The sequence below is a fragment of the Silvimonas sp. genome, assembly GCF_031291215.1.
Lineage (GTDB): Bacteria > Pseudomonadota > Gammaproteobacteria > Burkholderiales > Chitinibacteraceae > Silvimonas > Silvimonas soli.
The window spans coordinates 141118-164275 of the sequence record NZ_JARLJK010000142.1; the positions used below are offsets into that span (position 1 = coordinate 141118).

Genomic DNA, 23158 nt, shown 5'->3' on the forward strand with positions numbered 1-23158 from the left:
TACGGCCAGGATTACGGTTTGAGCGGAATGGTTTGCCCGCTCACCGCCACCACCGCAATGGCGTTATCCGGGCTACCATCCACCACTTTGTCCGAATACGTCAGATAAGCCAGCGTATTGCGTTTGGCATCCACCAGCCGCACCACCCGGACATGTTTGAAGATAAACGATGCCCCTTGCTTGAAGACTTCTTCCTGCTTCGGGATCGGCTTGAGAAACTTGATCTCGCCCACCTGGCGGCAAGCCACCGAGAAGCGCGACGGGTCTTTGGCCATGCCCACGGCACCGCTCAGGCCACCGGTTTTGGCACGCGACACGTAGCAAGAAATGCCCGAAACGGACGGGTCATCAAAGGCTTCGACCACGATCTTGTGGTCCGGCCCGACCAGTTGAAAGGCAGTATCCACCGAGCCGATTTCTTCCGCCCGCGCACCCATGGCAATCGCTAGCAACAGCGTGCCACTTGTAACGGCAAGCCAGGTTTTCATTGTCACGTCTCCAGTGGTTTTTGCCAGCATACCTGCGCCACGGCGACGAATATATGAATACGCTATCGGCGGCATCGCAAACACAAAAAAAGACTGGCGTCGCCGTCAGTCTTTTTATGCCGCTTGATCTGGGGTATCTGTCTCGCCTGTATGGCTGACCCTTTACATCTGACCCGCTTGTTGATGCTTTTGCATGGTGGGTACCGGCATGGGCGTGCTGTTCTTTTCCCATGGCGGCGGACGGCGCACGGCGCCTTGTGAACCACCAGCGGTGCCGCCAGCGCCCATGCCATCGGCCCAACTGCTTGTCGGGATAGCCAAGGTGGATAAAAGAGCCAGAGTGAGTGCGACTTGCTTCATGTGATTTCTCCAGGAAACCCGAAGGTGCAGCCACATTACGGAGGGATATCCAGTCTGCGCTGCTATAGCTTTAGTCGCCTTGGCATGCGAGTTCTATCCGCCGCGACAGCAACGGCCCGCCAAACGGCAGCCTGAACTGCAGACGTAAAAAAACCGGCCCCCCTGCGGGAGGGACCGGTCCAAGTCGCGTGCAAAAGATAACCAGGATTGCTACTGCAATGTTTCTATTCCGTCCTCTTGAAGCCTGTGGTTTCGTCGCTAGGACAACGTTGCCACCGGCTTTTAGCCCTTCACCCCGCCCGATGTCAGCCCGTTCACCATCCACTTCTGCGATAACAAAAACAGCAGCGTAATGGGCAGGCCAGACAAAATTGCAGCGGCGGCAAAGTCGCCCCACAGATAGTTCTGTGTGTATAAGTAAAGTTTTGATCCCACAGCCAGCGTGAGATTTTGTTCCTGGTGCAACAAAACCGACGCCACCGGATACTCAATAATGGCGCCAATGAATGCCAACAGAAATACCACAATCAAAATGGGTACCGCCATAGGCAACAATACGTAGCGAAACGTTTGAAAATGGCTGGCACCGTCCACCAGCGCGGCTTCTTCGATTTCGACTGGAATCGTTTCAAAGTAGCCCTTGATGGTCCAGATATGCAGCGCCACGCCACCGGCGTAAGCCAGCACCAGACTGCCGTGGCTATCAATGCCCAGCCACGGCACGTAATTGCCGATCTGGTCAAAGATGGCGTAGATGGCGATCAGCGACAGCACCGACGGAAACATCTGCATCAAGAACAAGGCATTCAGGCCAAACTTGCGGCCCACAAACTTGAGCCGGGCAAAGGCATAGGCGCAAGTTGTGGACAACACCAGCACCACCACGGCGGTCATCAGCGCCACCTTGCAGGAGTTCCACAGCCAGTGCAGCACCGGGAACGGCGGGTCAACCTGATGCCCGAACTGGTCGATATACGAAAAGCCCAGCGCCAGCTTCCAGTGCTCCAGACTGATGTGATCCGGAATGATGCCGCCAGCAGCAAAGTTGCCGGAGCGCAATGAGATCGACACGATCATCAAGAACGGAAACAAACACAGCGCAATAAACGCGATGAGGGCAATGTGGGTCGCAGCAACGCGTCCGGTATGACTTTTATCCAGCACCATGGCCATGGTTTATTTCCTTTCCTGCACATTAACGCGAGTGAGCTTCAGGTTCAGCAGCGACAGCGCGCCCACCAGGATGAAGATCACCGTCGAGATCGCTGCCGCCAGGCCGAAGTTCTGGCCCGAATCCTGGAAGGCAATGCGATAGGTGTAGCTCACCAGAATGTCGGTTGCACCGGCTGGCGTCATGCTGTCGGCAAAGTCCGGACCGCCCGCAGTCAGCAGCGAGATCAACACAAAGTTATTGAAGTTAAAGGCAAAGCTGGCCAGCAACAACGGCATGATCGGCTTGGCAATCAACGGCAGGGTAATGCGGGTGAGATTGGTCCACGCGCCGCCACCGTGAATGGCCGAGGCTTCATACAAGTCGCTCGGGATCGATTTGATCAGCCCCATCACCAGCAGCATGATGTACGGATAACCCAGCCAGGTATTCACCAGCAGCAACATGGCGCGGGCCAACCACGGGTTGGAGAACCATTCCGGCTTGATGCCAAACATGGCGTGCAGCACGTAGTTGATCTCGCCAAAGTTCTCGTTGAACAAGCCTCTGAAGATCAAGATCGAGATAAACCCCGGCACGGCGTAGGGCAAGAACAAGGCAACGCGGTAGATACCGCGAAACTTGAGCGATTCCCAACTCAATGCCACCGCCAGCAAGAAGCCCACCACAAAGGTCAGCAACACAGTGCCTGCGGCAAAACAGACGGTCCAGACAAAGATTTTAAGCAGCGGGCCACGGAACTGGCTGCTGGTAAACAACTGCACAAAGTTGGCCAGACCCACTTTGACGGTAAAGCCTGGCGTGACTTTCTCGCCAGCGGCGGTTTCATAAAAACCGGTCTTGATATTGGGCTTGAGCACATCGCCCGTTTGCAAGTTCTTCAGCGAGCCATCTGCGTTCTGGCTGTACAACGGCGCGGAAGGCGAGACTTTGGAGAACCCTGAAATCTGGTATTTCGAGACGTGATCCGGCACCACAATGCGCAACTCTTTGAGCGCGGGCTGCATGGCGATCACGGCGCGAATGGCGATCTTCTCGCCTGCAGGCGCAGCAGTGGCCGGGGTGACTTTGAGTTCAACCGGTTTGCCAGTGGCGTGGTCCAGGTTGACGCTGTCGCTCACCCAGTTGTGGCCATCGGCGGAACTCAGATAAATGCGGGCGTCGGCACCGGCCGGGTAAATGGCCATATCCAGCGCGTCGCCGCCAGCGGAATAGGTCTGATCCAGAAAATAGCGGGTGACACGATCAAACGTCAGCAGATTGGTAGAACTGTAATTGGTAAAGCCGATGCTCACGGTATAGGCGGCCGGGAACACCACAAAAACGAGTGCGGCAAATACACCGGGGTACAAATAGCGCCATGGATACAGACGCGGCGAGCTGAGCAGCCAGATCGATGCCGCCAGGATCACGGTGAACCCCATGGCTGTCCAGGTATGCCCGGCGGTGTAGACCGCCACAATCAGCCATATCGAGGCCAGTATCAACAGCAGCCCCAGTGCAGGGCCGGCCCAGCGGGCCAGTTTGCTTTGCATTTCCGTGTTTCCTTGCCGGCTCTACGGCATCAATGCGCGCGATCCGGAACAACCCAAATCATCGAGAACTCCCACCACTTGATATCTGGCGGGAAACACCCCGGCTACAGCGTGGCAGCGCTATTGCCGGGGTTTACTACTTTGCTCACGTAGGGTGCGCACTTGTGCCGCACAGCGGCGTTATGCGCACCGTCCCGCCTTGGCTGAACGCGTTCGCACGCAGTGCGTGCAAACCCTACGGTGTTGTCAATTACTTGGCCTTGATCTTGGCAGCAGCTGCGTCCAGACCATCCTTCACGCCTTGACGGCCTTGGGTGATGTTCTGCAGCGTGGTAGCCATGGTCGACCAGAACTTGCCCATTTCCGGGTTGTTCGGCATTGGCGAACCCGCTTGTGCGCTCTTCATGGTGGCAGCGATGTTCGGATCAGCCTTCAGTTCGTTGTAGAACGCCTTGTTGGCCGGTACGCCCAGCGGCACATCGTCGTTCATGGTCTTCAGGCCCTTGACGCTGAGCATGTAGTTTTCCAGGAACTCAACAGCCAGATCCTTGTTCTGGCTCGATTGCACGATCATCGCGCCCAGCACGCCCACGAACGGCGCAGATGCCTTGCCATTCACGGTCGGGATTGGCGCCACGCCGAAGTTGATCTTGCTCTTCTTCAGGTTTTCCCAAGCCCACGGACCGGTAATCATCATGGCAACCTTGCCTTGATTCACGCCTGCTTCCATTTCAGCGTAAGAAGCGCTCTTGGGCATCGCGCCGGTCGAGATCAGCTTCATCAGTGTGTTCACACCAGCAACCGAACCGGCATTGTTCACGCCGACATCGTCGGCATCGTAAGAGCCGTCCGCCTTGTGCTTGAATGGATAACCACCACCCGCGCCCAGCAGCGGCCAGGTGAAGTAGGTGTTGGTGTAGTCCCACAGAATGGCTTTTTTGCCTTCGCCGGAGAGTTTTTTGTCCAGCGCCATCACGTCGTCAAACGACTTGGGCGGTGTGGGGACCAGATCCTTGTTGTACACGAGCGCCACAGCTTCGATGGCGATCGGGTAACCCCAAGTCTTGCCGCCCGAAGTCCAGGCCTTCCAGCCCAGCGGATCGATTTCACCCTTGACCTTGGCGCTAGGATTAACCGGGCTCAGCAAACCGGCAGTGGCCCATTCGCCCATGCGGTCGTGTGGCCAAATGAAAATATCCGGGCCTTTACCAGCAGCGGCAGCTTGCTGGAACTTGTTCGGTGCATCTTCCGGGCGCTCTACCACCACTTGCACGCCGGTCGCCTTGGTGAATTCAGCACCAATGGCCATCAAACCTTTGTATGACTTGTCGCCATTGGTCCAGATCAGCAGTTTGCCAGGTTCAGCGGCCACTGCAGACATTGCACCCAGCCCCATGACTGCAGCTGCAACCGACGACAACACTACTCGACCCAAACGACTGCGCGAGATATCCATTGCTTGACTCTCCATCGATATATTTTCAGAGTTTTGATAGTGAGTGACCGGCAAAACCAACCTGATGGCGCTTCAGAGTCGTACCAGGCAGATTTTACTGACTACTCCAGTCCCTAAACCGGTTTGAATAGCGCCGGAAGCCACATTGTTCAACCAGATCACCGCATGTGCGATCAGTAAAAGCCATTACGACAATGTGGGTTTCCGGGCGATCTTCACTCAGCCAGGGGGTCCAGCCGACGCAAGGCAATGCCTTGCGCGTTAAACAGGTAACCATGCTGCGGTTTGAAGCCGATCGACATGGATTCGCCAATCTCAACGTGCTTGAGTGCGGGGATACGCACGGCCATCGGCGCCTTGCTGCCGACGTGTTCCATATACAACACAGATGAATCGCCCAGGCGTTCCAGCACCACCACTTTGCCGCTGACCACATTGTCCTGGATCGCCACATTCAAGTGTTCCGGACGCACGCCGACGGTGACTTCATCACCTACTTGCGCGCCGCTGGCATCTACCGCCACGCGCACTTGCTGGTTGTCCGGCAGCGTCACGCTGACGCCGCTGGCGTCAATCTGGGCAATGCGGCCAGTCAGGAAGTTCATGCCGGGCGAACCAAGGAAACCGGCCACGAACAGATTCACTGGTTCGTAGTACAGCTCGGTCGGCGTGCCGACTTGTTCCAGCCGTCCGGCCTGGAACACCACAATGCGGTCGGCCAAAGTCATGGCTTCGACCTGATCGTGCGTCACGTAGATCATGGTCGCGCCCAGTTTGCGATGCAGCTGGGCGATGTAAATCCGCATCTGTACACGCAGCGAGGCGTCCAGGTTGGATAGTGGTTCGTCGAACAGAAAGACTTCCGGCTTTTGCACAATCGCGCGGCCAATGGCTACACGCTGGCGCTGGCCACCCGACAATTCGCGCGGCTTGCGTTCCAGCAGGTGATCCAGCTGCAGCACTTTGGCGACGTCATGCACAATCGGCGTGTACTCGGCCTTTTTCATATTGGCCAGGCGCAAACCAAATGCCATGTTTTCAAATACGCTCATGTGCGGATACAGCGCGTAAGACTGGAACACCATGGCAATGCCGCGCTTGACCGGCGGCAGCTCATTCATGCGCACGCCGCCAATCTGCAACTCACCTTCGCTGATGTCTTCCAGACCGGAAATCGTGCGCAGCAGCGTGGTTTTGCCACAGCCGGACGGGCCAACAAAAACGATGAACTCGCCGTCGTTGATTTCCAGATCAATGCCATGCAGCGTGGTGACTTCGCCAAAACGCTTTGTGATGTTCTTCAGACTAACTGTTGCCATGCTGTCTCTCTGTTTACCGCATCAAGCTGGACGCGTTCGCACGCTGCGCGTGCCAACCCTGCAAAATCTGCTCACGTAGGGTGCGCATTCATGCGCACCGCCACCTCACCAACTTCAAACCACCACGCCAAACCAGCCACCCCACGCGCCCAGCTTGAGGGTCTTGCCCGCCAGTTCGGCGCCTGCCAGACCGTGGCCAGCCAGTTCGGTTGCAGCAACCGGCAACTCAAACGTTGTTTCTTGTTCACTCAAATTGAACACCGCCACAATCGTCTGGCCATGCCAGCTACGAGTGAATGCCAGCACCGGTTCAGCCGATCCGAGGAACGCGATATCGCCCTCAATCAAGGCCGGTTGGGTTTTACGCCAGTGCAGAATGCGGCGATAGGCGTTGAGCGTGGATTCACTGTTCGACTCTTGCGTATCCACGGCCAGCGGTACATGTGTCGCGGCAACTGGCAGCCAAGGTTCGTGCGCGCCAAAACCGGCATTAACCGCGCCAGACTGCCACGGCATGGGCGTGCGGCAACCGTCGCGGCCTTTGAATTCCGGCCACATCGTAATGCCGTACGGGTCTTGCAGTTGTTCAAAGGTCAGTTGCGCTTCGGGCAGGCCCAGTTCTTCGCCCTGATACAGGCAGCTGGAGCCACGCAAGGCGGTTTCCATGGCCAGAATCATGGGCGCAAAGCGCGGATGTTGCGTGTCTTTGCCCCAGCGGGTAACAACGCGGATCGAGTCATGGTTGCCGGTAGTCCAGCAGCCCCAGCCGTCTTTGATTTCGGCTTCCAGATCGCTGACCTGGCTGCGGATATGTTCGGCGGAGAAGTCAGCCGTCAGCAGGTTAAAGCTGTACGCCATGTTCAGCTTGTCGCCGCCATTGGTGTACTCGGCCATGATGCTCAGGCTATTGTCATCGCCCACTTCACCGACGCTCATCGCGCCGTATTGATCCAGCAGCTTGCGGATGCGCTGCAGGAAAGCCACGTTTTCCGGCTGGGTCTTGTCGTACAAATGCGCTTGGTAACCGTACGGATTTTCAATGCTCACCGACGCGGTATCACGCTTGGTCGCTGGCGGATTGCTGCGCAGTTGTTGATCGTGAAAATGGTAATTACACGCATCAAAGCGGAAGCCATCCACACCGCGCTTGAGCCAGAATTCGATCTGTTCCAGCGTGGCATCCTGTACTTCCGGGTTATGGAAGTTCAGATCCGGCTGGCTACCGAGGAAGTTGTGCATGTAGTACTGCAGGCGGCGAGTATCCCAGCGCCACGACGGGCCGCCGAAAATCGACAGCCAGTTGTTCGGCGGCGTGCCGTCAGCTTGCGGATCGGCCCAGATGTACCAGTCGGCTTTGGCGTTGGTACGATCCTGGCGGCTTTCCTTGAACCAGGCATGCTGATCTGAGGTGTGCGACAACACCTGATCAATGATGATCTTCAGACCAAGCGAATGCGCTTTGGCCAGCAGGCGGTCGAAGTCCTCGATTGAACCGAACAGTGGATCAACCGCACAGTAATCAGAAACATCGTAGCCAAAGTCTTTCATCGGCGACTTGAAGAACGGGCTGATCCAGACTGCATCGACACCCAGGCTGGCGACGTAATCCAGATGCGCGCTGATGCCATTGAGGTCACCCACGCCATCGCCATTGCTGTCGGCAAAACTGCGCGGATAAATCTGGTAAATCACCGCACCGCGCCACCACTTTGTGCTGCCTGAAGCTGCCTGTTGCTTACTCATGATTTCTTCTTTGAAAAGAGTCATTAACCAAAACGTCCTGCCCGATACTTTGGTTAATGACCCGGGTTACCGGTTTACTCAACTGCCTCGTTGCGCGCCGGGTGCGTAGCAGTTATAGACCGCCCGTGCACGCTGCGAGAACCAGGTTTGTGCCTTATCCGCGCGGCGGATGATGCGGGCTATTGCGTAGTGCAATTACCACCAGCTTCTTTTGCCAGCACCAGACCAAGCCACTTTCAGCTCAATTTGATGGACAAATCCGGCATTCACATCAATCAAACCGGTTTGAATCAGCGTAGAGCGCATCTTAAACCTGGTAGTAAGCAATCAGAAACTACGGTAAATCACTTATGAGAGAGGAAGCAGAAACGCATACCGCGGCCGCAAACCCAAGCAGCAAAGGACGAACGCGGGTTCAGCGTCAGCAGATAAAGGCATCTGCATGCTTTACCGGGCGTTGCAAAAAGGAGGAATTCGCAGTTCAGGCGGTGATCGGTGCCATATCGGTACTGCCGCAAACAAACTCCGGCCGCCACAGGCGGTTAAGTGTTTGCGGCGGGTTGCCGGCAAGACGGCCCAGCATCAATTCGGCCATGGTGCGACCGGCTTCGCGCGCTTGTGGCTGGACGATGGCGCTCACGGTCATGCTGTCGGCCAGCAAAGCCGGTAAACCACCAAACACGATCACCGAGATATCGCGCCCTGGTTGCAGGCCGCTTTGGCGCAAGGCGTTCATTACGCCAACCGCAGAGACGTTGTTATCCACCACCACCGCCGTCGGGCGCTGCGGCAAGGCCAGTAACCGGTTAAGCGCGGCAGCGCCTTCCGCCGGGCTCAGGCCACCTTGCACCATGAATTCGGGTTCCACTTGCACGCCCGCTGCGTGCAAGCCGACCAGATAACCCATGCGCCGTTGTGCGGCGAAATTCATGCTCAGCGGCGCGCTGATCAACGCAATATGGCGGTGACCTTGCGCAGTCAGGCGGTCCACCGCGATACGCATGCCGTATTCATTGTCGTAATCGAACCAGGCATAGGGCTTGGCCAGATCACTGCGCCCGTGCGCCACAAACGGGAAGTTCTTTTCTTGCAGATATTGCAGACGCGCATCGCTGACCTGGGTACGCGCCACAATCAAGCCATCGACACGCCCGCCGGAAACCACGCGCTGATAGGTTTCCAGTTCGTTCTCTTGCGCGGCCGAAACAATCACCAAGTCCATCGCGGCCTCACCGAGGCGTTCGGTAATCCCGGCAATGATGTCCAGAAATACCGGATCGCCCAGATCAGACGGCTCAAACGGATAAATGATGCCGATGCTGTCGGTTTTGCCCGTCGCCAAACGCCGCGCCACAGTATTGGCGCGATAACCCAAACGCGCCGCCGCCTCTACAACGCGCTCGCGGGTTTCGGCATTGACTTCAGGAAAGCCATTGAGCGCGCGACTGACGGTCGTTGGGGAAAGCTGTAAATGGGCAGCGAGCTGACGAAGGTTCATGGGCACCAGGTATGGATCGGCAACAGAGCGACGAAATGCGGATGTTAAACGGTTGTGCGCAAAAATGGCTAATTGCCTGATGCTGTTACGCGATCAGCAAGATAGATCGACCACGTTTTGCCATTGCCGCACATTCTGCGGGCCCGTCCCGGCCAAAGCCATCCAGCGAATGCCGTATCCCTGGCTAATTGGCGGGTTTACCGGCATCGACGGCGCCATTTTTCCGGTATCGGAAGCGCGATTCAGTTTTCAAAGCGAAAAGAGATGGTTTCCACGCCGCGCCGGAACAGCACGTTGGGGCCTTGCAGCGTTAAATGCCATTCTTCGCTGGCCAATGGTTTGCGCCGTTTGAATGCCCGCACGTTTACCACCGCCACACACACACCGTGGTCCGGGTCGCGTACGGATTCATACAGAATGAGATCGACATCGCTGTTCTCACGCGCGGCGCTGCCCAGTTCGTGCGTGGCGGTGTAGTTGTCTGGTGCGTTCCACAGGCTGGCATGTTCAGCAAACGGTGGCTTGAGCAAATCAATGGCTTTGCCCGCGACGCTAACTTGAAACAAGGTGCGGGCTAGCGTGATATGGGTATCGCGCAAACCAGCCGAAGCCCGGTTGAAGCGATGCTGCCAGTAACCGGATTCCGCCATGGCCGTCAGTTTGTTTTCGGCGGCATAAAGCATTCCCAGCGCGCCGGGCCGCACAAAGCGACTGCCATTGGGAGGATGCGCCGGATAGCGAAACGGCGTGCTTAACAGGTAATGCAGTTTGGCGGCATCGGTCGGCAGCGGCGGTTTGTTGTCATCCAGAATGGCCTCAAGCAGGGCTTGTTCATCCGGATCGTTATCCACCAGCGCCAGTGTCGCCACCTCGCGTTGGGTTTCCACCGAACGCCAGGGTTTGAGGGCGACTTCTGCGTTAGATTCGGCCGCGCATGGAATCAAGATAAATCCCTACCTGAAACAAGCCACCGGCACCGCGCCGGACGATATCGGACGGCACGCCACCCAGATCGGTGTTGGGTGAGTGCATCCAGCGCCGGATCAGGTCTTCCTGCCCGCCGAGAATCGACGACAGCGAGCGATAAACACGAATCAGCGCCAGCGCGGCATCCCATTCCGGGCGATGCGTATTCAGTTCGTACTGACCGTGCACCATGCGGCTGACGCTGGCGCCAGACAACCCAAGCAGTCGGCCCAGGTCAGATTGGCGAAAATCGAGCTTCTCTGCCGTGCGCACTACAGCTTTGGTGATTACTGCTTCTTCTTGCGGCGTGACTTTTTCAAGTGCAGTCATGGCAAAACTCCTTTCTGAGGAAAATATACCACTTTATTGTTTCCACAGAAAAACCCCACCGATCAACGTGGGGTTTTTCTGTGAGTCTTGATGAACCCGCCTGAGTCGTCACGTGGACTCAGTGACCGCCACCACCCGAACCGGCATTGTTGGTGAATGGCGGTTTAGCCAGCCAGACAATGGCCACCAGCGACAGGAAGATCACACCCAGCAGCCAGAACACTTCTTTTGTGGCGATCATGTACGCCTGCTGATTGATCACCTGATCCACCTGGGCATACGCCGCCTGCGCCGATAAACCAAGGTCTTGCAGCTTGGCCAGATAGTCCGTCGTGGCCGGGCTGGCATTGGTGATATTTTCGGTCAGGCGGGCATGCGAAAACGTTTCGCGCCGATCCCACAAGAACACGGCAATGGCCGTGGCAAAGCTACCCGAGATGGTCCGGAAGAAGTTGGACAAGCCCGAAGCCGAAGCCATTTGTTGCGCGCCCAATCCCGACAGAATGATCTGGTTGATCGGGATAAAGAAACACGCAATCGCAATCCCCTGCGAGAAGCGCGCCAGTGCGATGTAGCCGAAATTGGTATCCAGCGTAAAACTGGCGTACCAGAACATGGTGCCGGCAAACACGGTGAACGCCACTGACGACACCACGCGCAACTCAAGCCGGTTGATGTTCTTGCCAATGATCGGCGAGAGCAGCAGCGCCAGCACGCCGCCTGGCGCGGTGGCGATCCCCGCCCACGTGGCGTTGTAACCCATCACGGTTTGCAGCCACAGCGGGAACAGCACGGTCGAACCAAAGAAGCAGAACATGCCCAGCGACAGCACAATTACGCCAATGCGGAAATTGCGCCGCTTGAGCAAGGTGAGGTCAACAATCGGATGTTTGTCGGTCAGCTCCCACGCCACGAAGTAGGTCAGCGCGGTTACTGCGATCACAGCCAGGGTAACGATGAAGGTGGAGTTGAACCAGTCCAGATCGTTACCGTTATCCAGCATGACTTGCAGGCTACCCACGCCCACCACCAGCAAGATCAGCCCAACCACGTCGATAGGCAGTTTGACGGTCTTGGTTTCGCGGTGCTTGAGCAACTGCCAGGACATGATCCCGGCGGCCAGACCAATCGGCACATTGATGTAGAAAATCCACGGCCAGCTGAACTGGTCGGTGATGTAGCCGCCCAGCAAGGGCCCGAAGATCGGCGCAACAATCACCGTCATCGACCATAACGCCAGCGCTACGCCTTTTTTCTCGGGTGGATAATTGTTCAGCAGCAAGGTTTGCGACAACGGCACCATCGGGCCGGAGACCAGACCTTGCAGGAAACGGAATGCCACCAGCATGGGCAGGCTGTTCGCCAGACCACACATGATCGACATCACCGTAAACAACAGCACGGATAACGAAAAACAGCGCACCTGGCCAAAGCGGCCAGCCAGCCAGCCGGTCAGCGGCACGGCAATCGCCGCCGCCAGACCGTACGAACTGATCGCCCATGTGCCCTGATTGGCCGCCACTGCCAGATCCCCGGCGATATGCGGCACCGACACGTTGACGATGGTGGTGTCGAGAATTTCCATGAAAGTGGCAAACGACAATGCCACCGTCATTAGCCCGAGCTTGGCGCCATGTAAAGGCGCGGGGCTGGGTGCAACCGCCTGGTCGCTGGAAGCCATGATTACCCTCCAGGGTAAGAACTGGCACAACCGTTACCTTGGGCGACGGCTGGCTTTCTTTTATTCAATGATCAACGAATTGATGTGCTGGATTGCGTGGCGCACCTGATTTGTCACCGGCGGCCACGCCAAGGTGCGTCTTACTTGCCGAGGTTCTTCGTCACAATGTTGTTGGCCAGCTTTTCGGCGTCTTGCATCGGTTGAGCAAAAGCCTCGGTGGCGAATAGCGGTTTGTTGGCGGCGGTGGCGGACAGCACATCGCCGTCGCGGTTATGGGTATCGACCTCAACAACGGTCGACAGGCCAACCCGCAGTGGATGCGCTGCCAGTTCTTTTTCATCCAGCTGAATACGCACTGGCACGCGCTGCACCACCTTGATCCAGTTGCCGGTCGCGTTTTGCGCTGGCAGCAGGCTGAAGGCGCTACCGGTACCGGCACCCAGGCCAACTACTTTGCCGTGATACTCAACCTTGCCACCGTAGATATCGGCGGTGATTTTGGCGGCCTGACCGATGCGGATATTGCGCAGCTCGGATTCCTTGAAGTTGGCATCCACCCACAATTGATCCAGCGGCACAATCGACAGCAACGATTGACCCGGGGCGATACGCGCACCAACCTGAACACCACGCTTGGCCACGTAACCCGACACCGGCGCGACGATGGCGTTGCGTTGCACCGACAACCACGCTTGCTCAAAGTTGGCCTTGGCGCGCAATACGGTCGGGTGGTGCGGGATATCCACGCCATCAATGCTGGCGTGCTGGGCTTCGGATTGCTTCACCGCCACATCGAGCGCGGCTTTGGCGTTCTCGACTGCATCTTTGGCGTGGGACACTTCTTCCGTCGACACAGTATGGTCGGCGGCCAGCGGCGCCCGGCGATTCAAGTCATCGTTAGCGCGGGACAAATCAATCTTGCGTTGGGCCAGCACGGCATCGTACTGGGCGGCGTTGGCATATTGCTGGCGCAACTGGCGCACGGTGTCGCCCAAGGCGGCTTCGGATTGCGCTAACGCCACTTTGGCGTCCACTGGGTCCAGCTTGACCACTTCTTCGCCGCTCTTCACAAATTGTGTTTCGTCAGCACGGATTTCAGTCACGGTGCCGGTGACCTGCGAGGTCAGCGTGACCAGGTTGCCGCCCACGTAGGCGTTATCGGTTTCTTCGCGCTGCGACAACACCGTGGCGTAGTAAATGCCATAGCCGATCCCGGCCAGCACAAATACGGTGGTGATAATGGCCATTATCGGTTTGCGCTTTTTTTGCTCAGGCGTAGCTGCCGGCTGGGCGGCGTTGGTTTCTGTCGTCATGGTGTTTCTCCGGAATCTGTTTTGTCTTTTTGCGTGGTCAGTGCTGACCACTTTTGCTCAATTTTTTAAATGCTGATCTTTGGCAGGCGCCTATTCGGCCTGCGCTGCGGTATCGGCAGGGGCTTCGTAACCGCCACCCAAGGCGCGAACCAACGCGACTTCGGCTTCCAGCTGGCGATTCTTCAGCACCAGCAACTGGTCCTGGATCATCAATACCGGCAGTTCGGCGCGCAGTACCGCGCCTTGATCCGTCAGGCCGCTTTGCATCCGTTTTTGCTGGCTGTCGCGCACGCCTTCAGTGGCATGCAGATAAGCGCGCATCGCTTTTTCCTGATCGCTCAAGCCTTGCAGCGCAATGCCCTGATTGGCCACGTCCTGCACGGCGTTTACCAATGTCTGGTTGTACTGGGCAATGGCAACATCACGCTGCGCACGGTCACCTTGCAAGCCAGCCGCCAGGCGACCGCTGTCAAAGATCGGCAAGCTGATCCCTGGCGTGATGCCATAGGTACGCGTGCCGCGTTTGAGCAAATCGTCCAGACTCAGGCTGGAGAAACCGAAGAAGGCACTCAGGTTTACATCGGGGTAAAACGCAGCTTTGCTGGCATCGGTGCGCTGCACACTGGCTTCAACGCGCCAGCGTGCGGCTTGCAGGTCGGGGCGACGCGCCACCAGATTCAGGCCAAGATCGGTCGGTACGCCTCCGGCAGTGACCGGCAATGGCCGCGCGCCCAAATGGTCGATGCCGCTATCACTACCGGTCACGCCAACCAAAGCCCGCAGCGATTCACGATCTTTGCGCTCACTGGTTTGCAGTTGCGCGATCACGCTGTCCTGATTGGCCACGTCACCACTCGCGCTACGCTGCACAGTGTCGTTTTCCAGACCGCTTTGCACGCGGCGTACCGCGATTTTTTGCAGCCTGTTTTGCACGTCGCGCTGCTGCTTGACCAGTTCAATGCGTGCCAAATCAGCTTGCCAGGCGAAGTAGGCTTGCGCCACAGCGGCGGTCAGCGCTTGTTCAGCCGCGGCGTAATCCGCACGACTGGCAGCGGTTTCGCCCAATGCGGCGGCGATCTCGGCCTTGTGCTTGCCCCACCAGTCAAACTGGTAAGTGGCGTTGACCATCGGTTCGCTATCGGTGATCCAGGTGCCAGCCAGGGGCGGTGGATAAATACCGTATTGCGAGGTCATCTCACGCGTCACGTTCACACTGGCGCGAATGTTCACACCGTCGGCGGCGCGAGCCTGGCTGATGCCGGTCTGCGCCAGTGTCACGCGCGTCTGCGCCACGGCCAGCGACGGCGAGCCCTTAAGGGCGGCATCCATCAATGCGTTGAGCTGATCATCTTGATAACGCGTCCACCAGCGTGCTTGCGGCCAGTCTTCCTGCGCCAGCTTGAGCTGGGTGGAAAGCTGGGCGGCGGCGGCGTCGCGCATCTTGACCGAGGGGTGGTCATCCGGAACGCTCGCGCATCCCGCCAACAGTACTAATATGCCAAATGCAAGCTTTTGTTTCATATCGTTATAATCAAAAGTGGAATTATTTAGGCAAAAAAAAGTGGCCAGCGACAATCAACCGTAGTTGATCAAGTCAGACGAGCCAACAATTTTTTCAATACGCTTTCCAGCACATCACGCTCTTCGGCGGTCAGCACCTCAAATGGTGCGAAGGCGTAATTCTGGATTTTTGGCAGCAGCTCTTTTACGAGTTCTTCGCCATGCGGAGCCAGGTAGAGATCGATGCGGCGCCGGTCTTCCGGGTTGGGTTCACGCGTCAACAACTCTTTGGCAACCAGCTCATCGCAAATCCGCGTGACATTGGCGCGCGATTCGCCAGTCGAATCAGCCAGATCTGACGGGTTTAACGGCTTGCCTTGCGAGCTGACCAGCATGACCAGCGCCAGAAAACTGATGCGGTTCAGGCTGTACTCACGCAGCACTTGATTCATGCGCGCGTTCAGGCCACCGGCGACGTGCTGCAGCAGCATTTTGAGCAATACGCCCTGCCGATCGCTGCCCGGCACGCGGGAGCAAACACGCTCGATTCGCTGTTCAATATCCACAAAACTGGGGATATCGGTGTGATCATGGATTTCGTTCATGGATAAATAGTAAATATTTGTACTATTTATAGCAAGAATTATTTGAACCGTCAGTCGGTTATCTGGTCAATGCGTGCGCTACGCACGCCCTTAATTCGGGCAAGACTTCCTCGGCAAACCACGGATTTTGTTTTAACCACGCCTGATTACGCGGGCTGGGATGAGGCAGCGGAATGCAGCGCGGGCTGTATTCGCGCCATGCGCGCACCGTGGCGGTGAGATCGGCTTTGCGTTGGGCGCCAAGAAAATATGCCTGCGCGTACTGACCAATCGCCAGCACCAGCTCAACCTGTGGCATGAGTGGCAACAAGCGCGAATGCCACAACTGGCGGCATTCTGGCCGCGGCGGTAAATCTCCGGACTTGCCCTTGCCGGGATAGCAAAAACCCATCGGCACGATGGCGATGCGCGACGCATCATAAAAAGTGGCTTCATCCACCCCCAACCATTCGCGCAAGCGTCGGCCAGAAGCATCTGACCACGGCACGCCCGAGGCATGGACTTTGGTCCCTGGCGCCTGTCCGACAATCAGCACTCGCGCAGTGGTCGACGCACTCAATACCGGCCTTGGGCCAAGTGGCAAGGATGCGGCGCAATGCGTACAGGCGCGGATCTCGGTCAACAGTAAATCAAGCTCGCTCATCACCACCTGCAAAAAAATGAAAAGGCGGCGGCGTTGATAGCGGCCGCCCTACTTTCAGTCAACGCGCACTCGCGTTAAAGTTGCGCCCATGAAACTAGCACTCGATCGCATTCTCCAATCCCAAGGCTTTGGCTCGCGCAAAGGCTGCCGCGAACTCATTGCCGACGGCGAAGTCGCCATTAATGGCGAGCTCGCTACCGACTACCGCACCGTTTTCGAAACGGACGGCATGCTCATCACCTTGTTCGGTGAAGAAGACTGGCCCTATCGCGAACGGCTATATGTGGCACTGAACAAGCCTACCAATTATGAATGCTCGCGCAAACCAAGCCATCATCCGGGCATTCTTACGCTGTTGCCGGACCCGCTGATTGAACGCGACATCCAGCCGGTCGGGCGGCTTGACCATGACACCACCGGCCTGTTGCTGTTGTCAGACGACGGCGCGTTTATCCACGCGCAATCGCACCCGCGCCATCATCAGCCTAAAACGTATCTGGCAACCGTCGCCGAAGCGGCCACCGAGAAATTGGTGCAACACTTGCGCGACGGCGTGCAATTACATGACGAACCCGCACCGATTGCCGCTTTGTCGGCACGCATGGTCGACGAATTCCATATCGAGATGGTGCTGGACCAAGGCAAGTATCACCAGGTTAAACGCATGCTGGCCGCAGCGGGCAATCACTGCGCGGCACTGACCCGCGTGGCCATTGGCGGACTGACACTGGCATCGCTGGACTTGGGCGAAGGCGAATGGCGTTATCTGACTGATGAACACATCGCCGCACTGAACCGGGAACCGGATCTCTCCGCATGAAGTATCTGAAGATCCAGGCCGGGCCAGCAGCCCTGGCGCAGATTCAGTCTGCCGGTTTCACGCCGGATATGTTCTCTCATCTGGGTGCGGCAGCGGGCGGTCCCAAGTGGCAAGTGCTGGCACGGCTGGATCGCATTCTATTTGGCGAATGGCTGGCCGCGCGGAGCACGCCGCTGCAAGCCGTAGGCGCATCGATAGGCGCGTGGCGACTGGCTGCGGTGGCCATGAATGATCCGCTGGCCGGGCTGGAGCGCTTTGAAGCCGCGTATCTGGAGCAACGCTACACCGTCAAGCCACCGGCCAGCGAAGTCACCCACGAAGCCCGCAAGATCATGACGGCGATGTTCGGTAGCGATGGCGTCGAGCAGATCATCAGCAACCCCAAGCTGCATTTGCATATCCTCACCGCACGCGGCCTGAACGGCGTGGATGGCTCAGGCAGCCGCAGTGACCGCAAAGCGCTGGTCCGAGCTGTTTTCGCCAACGCCCGTGGCCGTCGGCATATGGCCAATTTCTTTCAGCGCGTGGTATTTCACACCGGCGCGCACCCCGCCCGCTTTATCGACGACGGCTTTGGTGATACCGCCGTGCCACTCAATACCGCCAATTTCAGCGATGCTTTGCTGGCCAGCGGCGCCATCCCTGGCGTACTGGAAGCAGTGAAAGACATCCCCGGTGCACCTGCCGGGACTTATCTGGATGGCGGGCTGATTGATTACCACATGGATCTGGCGCTGGCCGAGCCGCAAGGACTGATGTTGTTGCCGCACTTTGCCAGCAAAGTCACCACCGGCTGGCTGGATAAATTTCTGCCGTGGCGCAAACCGCTGTTTATGGAACGCACGGTATTGCTGGCACCGACCGATGAGTTTCTCAAGCTGTTGCCAAACCAACGTGTGCCGGATCGCAAAGATTTCATCCGTTACGAAGGCCGCGATGCCGAACGGGTTCGCGACTGGAAGGTGGCGATTGAGGCCGGGCAGTATCTGGCGGAGGACTTTGCGAGGTTGATCCACAGCCGGGAACCGGTACAGTTTGTTGAGCCATTGCCAGGGCGGCGGTGAGGGTCGCTGGGGCATTGCACCCCCGGATTCTCGCTTCGCTTCATCCGGGCTACTGGTTACCACGTCACCCTTTTGCCTGGCTTTTGATCTTTACCTGGCAGACAAAGCAACGGAACACGCCGACCGAGAGCCGGAGACCTCAGGCTCCGGCCGACCGAGGGAACGCAGGATGCGCGTAAAGGCAACTGGTCACCAGTCTGTTCGTTTCGGCTTTTGACTTCGGGCCCCGTTTGCGTTTGCGTTTGCGTTTGCGTTTGCGTTTGCGTTTGCGTTTGCGCTTGCGTTTGCGCTTGCGCTGTCGGGTCGCCTTTTGCTATCCCGCTCTGCGGGACTTTGGGACACCTTTCTTTGGCGACGCAAAGAAAGGTGTCGTGCTCCCGGTCACCACCGGGTATCAAACGCTTTTCACAACCGTGCCGCAGGCACTAACAAAAACACGCCTTCAGCGTAAAACAAGAACCGTAGCCCGGATTGAGCGAAGCGGGAATCCGGGGTGGCGATGCAGATACGCTCAGCTTCACGGGCATGAACTCAATCCACGAAAAAATGCGCAAGCCATCCCGGCCCGCGCTTTTTTCTCCGGCATCAATTAAATTAACCCAGCTTCGCCGCAATCCCCGCCGCCAGCTTCGGATCGACCTTCTCGAAATGCCCCAGCATCCGCTGCACCACGCCCGGTTGCGTCACGGCGGCCATTGAGCCAGCGATGTTATCGATCAGCAATTGTTGCTGCGAGCCATCCATCAAATGGAACAACGCTGCCGGTTGCGAGTAATGATCATGCTCGGTTTCAGCATGGCTATAGCGATCAGCACTCACCTCACCCAGCGCCAGCGCGGGTTCGGCGTAACCTGGCGCTTGCTCGGCAGAGCCATCCAGCGAGTTGGGTTCATACACCGGCGCCGCGCCACCATTACCGTCAAAACGCATGGAGCCATCGCGTTGATAGTTGTGGAACGGGCATTGCGGCGCGTTCACCGGCAACTGCGCGTAGTTGCTGCCGATGCGATAGCGATGCGCATCGTTGTAGGCAAACAGACGACCTTGCAGCATTTTGTCCGGCGAGAAGCCCATGCCATCCACAATATTGGCGGGCGACAAGGCGGCTTGTTCAACTTCGGCAAAGTAGTTTTGCGGATTGCGGTTCAGTTCCAGCTCGCCGACTTCAATTAATGGGAACTCGGCGTGCGGCCAGATTTTGGTCAGATCAAACGGGTTCCACCGGAACTGTTGCGCCTGGGTTTCTGTCATCACCTGGATACAGACACGCCACTTGGGAAAGTCCCCCTTGTCGATGGCGTTGAACAGATCACGTTGGGCGTAATCCGGATCGGCCCCGGCCAGGCGGCCCGCTTCGCTCGGGTGCAGATTCTTGATGCCGGCCTTGTTCTTGAAATGCCACTTCACCCACACGCGCTCGCCAGCGGCGTTAATCAGGCTGAAGGTGTGGCTGGAGAAGCCATGCATAAAACGGAAGCCATCAGGCGTGCCCCGATCCGAAAACAAGATGAGAATCTGATGCAGCGCCTCGGGCGAGAGCGACCAAAAGTCCCATTTGGCATTGGCGTCTTTCAGGTGCGTTTGCGGATTACGCTTCTGGGTGTGGATAAAGTCCGGGAACTTGAGCGGGTCTTTGATGAAGAATACTGGCGTGTTATTGCCCACCATGTCCCAGTTGCCGTCTTCCGTGTAGAACTTCACCGCAAAACCGCGTGGATCGCGCTCGGTGTCGGCAGAACCAGATTCCCCACCCACCGTAGAAAAACGCAGGAATACCGGGGTCTCTTTGCCGAGTTCACTGAAAAGCTTGGCGCGCGTATAGGCGGTTATATCCGCAGTCACCCGGAAAGTGCCGTATGCGCCGGAGCCTTTGGCATGGACCACCCGCTCTGGCACCCGCTCACGGTTAAAGTGGGCCAGTTTTTCCACCAGATGAATGTCTTGTAGCAGCACCGGCCCGCGCGGGCCAGCGGTCACGCTGTTCTGGTTATCGGGAATCGGCTGGCCAAAATTGGACGTCAGAATCGGACGGTCAGACATGGTTAAGGCTCCTGAACTATGTGCTCTGAAAAGGGTTGGGACAGATGAACAATCCGGCTAATACGATCCGCTGTAATGCGCCCAAAGCTCTGCCCACTCGCTGCGTCTGAATAGCTGCATGATGCGCACTCTTGCCTGAGGGGATGAACTGATTGTGGGCGACGCCAGCCAATAATAAAAATTGAATATCCATACTTCTTTGGTAGTTAAAAACTATATTGGGACTCACCACCGTTGCCCGCTTTGATCGACCGCGAGGATCAACCACTTGGGGCGCTGCAATCGGTATAGACCGGATTTGGCCCAGATTTATGCAGAACTGGATAAACACTGCGTGCGATTAAATGGCATTGCATGTCGCCAGCGCCCGTCGCGTCAGGGCAATGGCATAATGCGAACATTTCCAGCACCGAGCGCATCATGGCTATCCTGATCAGTGGTTCCATTGCCTACGACACCATCATGGTGTTCCAGGACCAGTTCAAAAATCATTTGTTGCCCGACCAGCTACATATTCTTTCCATCTCGTTCCTGGTGCCGGAGATGCGCCGCGAACTGGGTGGTTGCGCCGGCAACATTGCCTATAGCCTGAAAGGCTTGGGCGATGAGCCGCTGATGGTCGGCACGGTCGGCAGCGACTTCGGCCCCTATGCCGCTCGCCTGGATAAACTGGGCATCTCCCGCGTCGGGATCAAAGAATTGCCAGAACACTTCACCGCGCAATGCTTTGTGACCACCGATCTGGACGACAACCAGATCGCTGCCTTCCACCCAGGCGCCATGAATCTGTCGCACTTCGTGCAACTCACTGAAATCGGCGTGCCGGTCACGCTGGGCATCGTCGGGCCGGATGGCAAGCTGGGCATGCAGGAACGCTGTCGCCAACTGGCCGCTGCTAGCGTGCCGTTTATCTTTGATCCGGGCCAGGCCATGCCGTTGTTCTCGGGCGAAGAAATGCTGGAAATGACCGAACAGGCCGACTACCTGACCCTGAACGATTACGAAGCCGAAGTGATGTCGAAAAAGACCGGCTTCTCGATTGCGCAACTGGCACAAAAGGTCAAAGCATTGATCGTCACTTATGGCGCAGAGGGTTCGGAGATTTTTGCCGATGGCCAGACTTATCGCATTCCGGCCGTCAAAGCCGAAGCGGTGGTGGACCCGACCGGTTGCGGTGACGCCTTCCGCGCCGGCTTGTTGCACGGCATCAGCCATGGCTGGGACTGGCCGAGCACCGGCAAGCTGGCGTCCCTCTTGGGGTCACTCAAGATCGCTCAGCGCGGTGCGCAGAATCATCACGTTGAACTGGCCGATATCAAGCAGCGTTATCAAGCGGCATTTGGTGAAAGCTGGCCCAGTTAACTGAGCCCCTGGCTTGGCAAAACCTCAGACCCGATACGCCGTCAGTAGTACATGACGGCGTATCGGGTCTTTGCTTTGGGCACTACCTGATATTCACCGCATTCGCTTTGTCGGCGCCTGCCAATTACAAGAATTCATCTTGATCAGGATTAAGGGCCATTCACGGCAACCAGCCTAAGCTGCTCCGCTTTGCCTCTGGCGGAGCGTTGCATGCGTGTTCCTCATCTGGTCTGCCCCGCTGGCAGCCTGCAAGCCCTGAAAAAAGCCGTGGACCACGGCGCCGATGCGATCTACGTCGGCTTCAAAGACCCCACCAATGCCCGCAATTTTGCCGGACTCAATTTCACCGATCAGCAGCTCACCGACGGCGTGCATTACGCCCACCAGCGCCAGCGCGAAGTGCTGGTGGCGATCAACACTTACCCGCAAGCCGGGCAAACCACACACTGGCATCGCGCCGTAGATCGCGCCGCTGACCTGGGTGCAGATGCAGTGATTGTTGCCGATATGGGTCTGCTGGAATACGCCACCCGCACGCATCCGCAATTGCGGCGCCATCTTTCGGTACAGGGCTCTGCCACCAACGCTGACGCGATCAACCTGGCCCGCGATCATTTCGGGATTTCCCGCGTGGTGCTGCCACGGGTGCTGACCCTGCCGCAAGTAGAGTACGTGGCCGCACATACCAAAGTAGAGGTCGAAGTATTCGGTTTTGGCAGCCTGTGCGTCATGGCAGAAGGCCGTTGCCAGCTGTCATCGTGGGCGACCGGTGAATCGCCTAATACCCACGGCGTGTGCTCACCCGCTGCGCATGTGCGCTGGGAGCAAACCGGCGGCACGCTCAATGCCCGTCTCAACGGCATTTTGATTGACCGCTTTGCCGAAGGTGAACCGGCTGGTTATCCGACCCTGTGCAAAGGCCGTTTTGAGGTCTCCGGTGATACGTATTACGCGCTGGAAGAACCTACCAGCCTGAACACGCTAGCGATCCTGCCAGAGCTATTACGTATCGGCGTCGCCGCCATCAAGGTCGAAGGCCGCCAACGCAGCCCGACCTACACCGCCCAGGTGACCAAAGTGATGCGTGAGGCCATCGATGCCGCAGCCAGCAGCCGTTATGCCGTCAAACCAGACTGGACCCGCCAACTGACCGACGTCTCGGAAGGGCATCAGCAAACGCTGGGCGCCTATCACCGGCCGTGGCGCTGAACCGGCTAACGCCTGCGGTTACTACCAAACCAGAACAAGCAATGATCAAGGAAAC

Annotated in this window: 20 protein-coding genes; 4 read left to right on the forward strand and 16 right to left on the reverse strand. The window is 57.6% G+C overall.

The window, feature by feature from the left end:
* Positions 1-11 precede the first annotated feature (11 nt).
* The 15 genes from P4L78_RS18765 to P4L78_RS18835 form a co-directional block, all read right to left on the reverse strand.
* Positions 12-488: a CreA family protein gene (locus tag P4L78_RS18765; protein ID WP_309329839.1), complete on the reverse strand. Its 477-nt coding sequence runs from the start codon at positions 486-488 to the stop codon at positions 12-14.
* Positions 489-650: 162 nt separating this feature from the next.
* Positions 651-848, reverse strand: a complete 198-nt coding sequence (locus tag P4L78_RS18770; RefSeq protein WP_309329841.1) for a hypothetical protein — start codon at positions 846-848, stop codon at positions 651-653.
* 282 nt (positions 849-1130) lie between these two features.
* Positions 1131-2021: a maltose ABC transporter permease MalG gene (malG, locus tag P4L78_RS18775; RefSeq protein ID WP_283151087.1), complete on the reverse strand. Its 891-nt coding sequence runs from the start codon at positions 2019-2021 to the stop codon at positions 1131-1133.
* Between the two features lie 3 nt (positions 2022-2024).
* Positions 2025-3554, reverse strand: a complete 1530-nt coding sequence (malF, locus tag P4L78_RS18780) for a maltose ABC transporter permease MalF (protein ID WP_309329844.1) — start codon at positions 3552-3554, stop codon at positions 2025-2027.
* Between the two features lie 250 nt (positions 3555-3804).
* Positions 3805-5010, reverse strand: coding sequence for a maltose/maltodextrin ABC transporter substrate-binding protein MalE (gene malE / locus P4L78_RS18785; protein WP_283151089.1), 1206 nt, complete (start codon positions 5008-5010; stop codon positions 3805-3807).
* A gap of 215 nt (positions 5011-5225) precedes the next feature.
* The gene (locus P4L78_RS18790) at positions 5226-6329 is read right to left on the reverse strand and encodes a sn-glycerol-3-phosphate ABC transporter ATP-binding protein UgpC (RefSeq protein WP_309329847.1); all 1104 of its coding nucleotides are present in this window, start codon (positions 6327-6329) and stop codon (positions 5226-5228) included.
* A gap of 114 nt (positions 6330-6443) precedes the next feature.
* Positions 6444-8072, reverse strand: a complete 1629-nt coding sequence (locus P4L78_RS18795) for an alpha-glucosidase family protein (protein WP_309329849.1) — start codon at positions 8070-8072, stop codon at positions 6444-6446.
* Between the two features lie 481 nt (positions 8073-8553).
* Positions 8554-9570 (reverse strand): substrate-binding domain-containing protein, encoded by a 1017-nt coding sequence (locus P4L78_RS18800; protein ID WP_309329851.1) that lies wholly within the window; start codon positions 9568-9570, stop codon positions 8554-8556.
* A gap of 242 nt (positions 9571-9812) precedes the next feature.
* Positions 9813-10514: an RES family NAD+ phosphorylase gene (locus P4L78_RS18805; RefSeq protein ID WP_309329855.1), complete on the reverse strand. Its 702-nt coding sequence runs from the start codon at positions 10512-10514 to the stop codon at positions 9813-9815.
* On the reverse strand, positions 10489-10866 hold the full coding sequence (locus P4L78_RS18810) for an antitoxin Xre/MbcA/ParS toxin-binding domain-containing protein (RefSeq protein ID WP_283151094.1): 378 nt from the start codon (positions 10864-10866) through the stop codon (positions 10489-10491). Before P4L78_RS18810 ends, P4L78_RS18805 begins: the two co-directional genes overlap by 26 nt.
* Positions 10867-10984: 118 nt before the next feature.
* Complete coding sequence (locus P4L78_RS18815) at positions 10985-12547, reverse strand: DHA2 family efflux MFS transporter permease subunit (protein WP_309329858.1); 1563 nt, start codon at positions 12545-12547, stop codon at positions 10985-10987.
* A gap of 140 nt (positions 12548-12687) precedes the next feature.
* Positions 12688-13860 carry an efflux RND transporter periplasmic adaptor subunit gene (locus tag P4L78_RS18820; RefSeq protein ID WP_283151096.1) on the reverse strand — a complete coding sequence of 391 codons (1173 nt, stop codon included), beginning with the start codon at positions 13858-13860 and terminating at the stop codon, positions 12688-12690.
* Between the two features lie 90 nt (positions 13861-13950).
* Positions 13951-15381 carry an efflux transporter outer membrane subunit gene (locus P4L78_RS18825; protein WP_309329860.1) on the reverse strand — a complete coding sequence of 477 codons (1431 nt, stop codon included), beginning with the start codon at positions 15379-15381 and terminating at the stop codon, positions 13951-13953.
* Between the two features lie 68 nt (positions 15382-15449).
* The gene (locus P4L78_RS18830) at positions 15450-15965 is read right to left on the reverse strand and encodes a MarR family transcriptional regulator (RefSeq protein WP_283151098.1); all 516 of its coding nucleotides are present in this window, start codon (positions 15963-15965) and stop codon (positions 15450-15452) included.
* 58 nt (positions 15966-16023) lie between these two features.
* The gene (locus P4L78_RS18835; RefSeq protein ID WP_309329862.1) at positions 16024-16608 is read right to left on the reverse strand and encodes a uracil-DNA glycosylase family protein; all 585 of its coding nucleotides are present in this window, start codon (positions 16606-16608) and stop codon (positions 16024-16026) included.
* An 88-nt stretch (positions 16609-16696) separates the two neighbouring features.
* On the opposite strand from P4L78_RS18835, the gene P4L78_RS18840 reads away from it, so the two are divergent.
* Both P4L78_RS18840 and P4L78_RS18845 read left to right on the forward strand, forming a co-directional pair.
* Entirely contained in the window at positions 16697-17428 is a 732-nt protein-coding gene (locus P4L78_RS18840) for a pseudouridine synthase (RefSeq protein ID WP_309329864.1), read from the forward strand.
* The gene (locus P4L78_RS18845) at positions 17425-18492 is read left to right on the forward strand and encodes a patatin-like phospholipase family protein (RefSeq protein WP_309329866.1); all 1068 of its coding nucleotides are present in this window, start codon (positions 17425-17427) and stop codon (positions 18490-18492) included. The genes P4L78_RS18840 and P4L78_RS18845 overlap by 4 nt, the downstream gene beginning before the upstream one ends.
* A gap of 594 nt (positions 18493-19086) precedes the next feature.
* Here the strand turns inward: P4L78_RS18845 and P4L78_RS18850 are convergent.
* Positions 19087-20532 carry a catalase gene (locus P4L78_RS18850; protein WP_309329868.1) on the reverse strand — a complete coding sequence of 482 codons (1446 nt, stop codon included), beginning with the start codon at positions 20530-20532 and terminating at the stop codon, positions 19087-19089.
* A gap of 420 nt (positions 20533-20952) precedes the next feature.
* Between P4L78_RS18850 and P4L78_RS18855 the strand changes: the two genes are divergently transcribed.
* Complete coding sequence (locus P4L78_RS18855) at positions 20953-21894, forward strand: carbohydrate kinase family protein (RefSeq protein ID WP_309329870.1); 942 nt, start codon at positions 20953-20955, stop codon at positions 21892-21894.
* Positions 21895-22104: 210 nt separating this feature from the next.
* Positions 22105-23103: a peptidase U32 family protein gene (locus P4L78_RS18860; RefSeq protein ID WP_309329873.1), complete on the forward strand. Its 999-nt coding sequence runs from the start codon at positions 22105-22107 to the stop codon at positions 23101-23103.
* Positions 23104-23158 lie beyond the last annotated feature (55 nt).

Coding starts and splice junctions, on each gene's coding strand:
- P4L78_RS18765 (WP_309329839.1), bottom strand. CDS start 488: ATGAAAACCTGGCTTGCCGTTACAAGTGGCACGCTGTTGCTAGCGATT.
- P4L78_RS18770 (WP_309329841.1), bottom strand. CDS start 848: ATGAAGCAAGTCGCACTCACTCTGGCTCTTTTATCCACCTTGGCTATC.
- malG (WP_283151087.1), bottom strand. CDS start 2,021: ATGGCCATGGTGCTGGATAAAAGTCATACCGGACGCGTTGCTGCGACC.
- malF (WP_309329844.1), bottom strand. CDS start 3,554: ATGCAAAGCAAACTGGCCCGCTGGGCCGGCCCTGCACTGGGGCTGCTG.
- malE (WP_283151089.1), bottom strand. CDS start 5,010: ATGGATATCTCGCGCAGTCGTTTGGGTCGAGTAGTGTTGTCGTCGGTT.
- P4L78_RS18790 (WP_309329847.1), bottom strand. CDS start 6,329: ATGGCAACAGTTAGTCTGAAGAACATCACAAAGCGTTTTGGCGAAGTC.
- P4L78_RS18795 (WP_309329849.1), bottom strand. CDS start 8,072: ATGAGTAAGCAACAGGCAGCTTCAGGCAGCACAAAGTGGTGGCGCGGT.
- P4L78_RS18800 (WP_309329851.1), bottom strand. CDS start 9,570: ATGAACCTTCGTCAGCTCGCTGCCCATTTACAGCTTTCCCCAACGACC.
- P4L78_RS18810 (WP_283151094.1), bottom strand. CDS start 10,866: ATGACTGCACTTGAAAAAGTCACGCCGCAAGAAGAAGCAGTAATCACC.
- P4L78_RS18815 (WP_309329858.1), bottom strand. CDS start 12,547: ATGGCTTCCAGCGACCAGGCGGTTGCACCCAGCCCCGCGCCTTTACAT.
- P4L78_RS18820 (WP_283151096.1), bottom strand. CDS start 13,860: ATGACGACAGAAACCAACGCCGCCCAGCCGGCAGCTACGCCTGAGCAA.
- P4L78_RS18825 (WP_309329860.1), bottom strand. CDS start 15,381: ATGAAACAAAAGCTTGCATTTGGCATATTAGTACTGTTGGCGGGATGC.
- P4L78_RS18830 (WP_283151098.1), bottom strand. CDS start 15,965: ATGAACGAAATCCATGATCACACCGATATCCCCAGTTTTGTGGATATT.
- P4L78_RS18835 (WP_309329862.1), bottom strand. CDS start 16,608: ATGAGCGAGCTTGATTTACTGTTGACCGAGATCCGCGCCTGTACGCAT.
- P4L78_RS18840 (WP_309329864.1), top strand. CDS start 16,697: ATGAAACTAGCACTCGATCGCATTCTCCAATCCCAAGGCTTTGGCTCG.
- P4L78_RS18845 (WP_309329866.1), top strand. CDS start 17,425: ATGAAGTATCTGAAGATCCAGGCCGGGCCAGCAGCCCTGGCGCAGATT.
- P4L78_RS18850 (WP_309329868.1), bottom strand. CDS start 20,532: ATGTCTGACCGTCCGATTCTGACGTCCAATTTTGGCCAGCCGATTCCC.
- P4L78_RS18855 (WP_309329870.1), top strand. CDS start 20,953: ATGGCTATCCTGATCAGTGGTTCCATTGCCTACGACACCATCATGGTG.
- P4L78_RS18860 (WP_309329873.1), top strand. CDS start 22,105: ATGCGTGTTCCTCATCTGGTCTGCCCCGCTGGCAGCCTGCAAGCCCTG.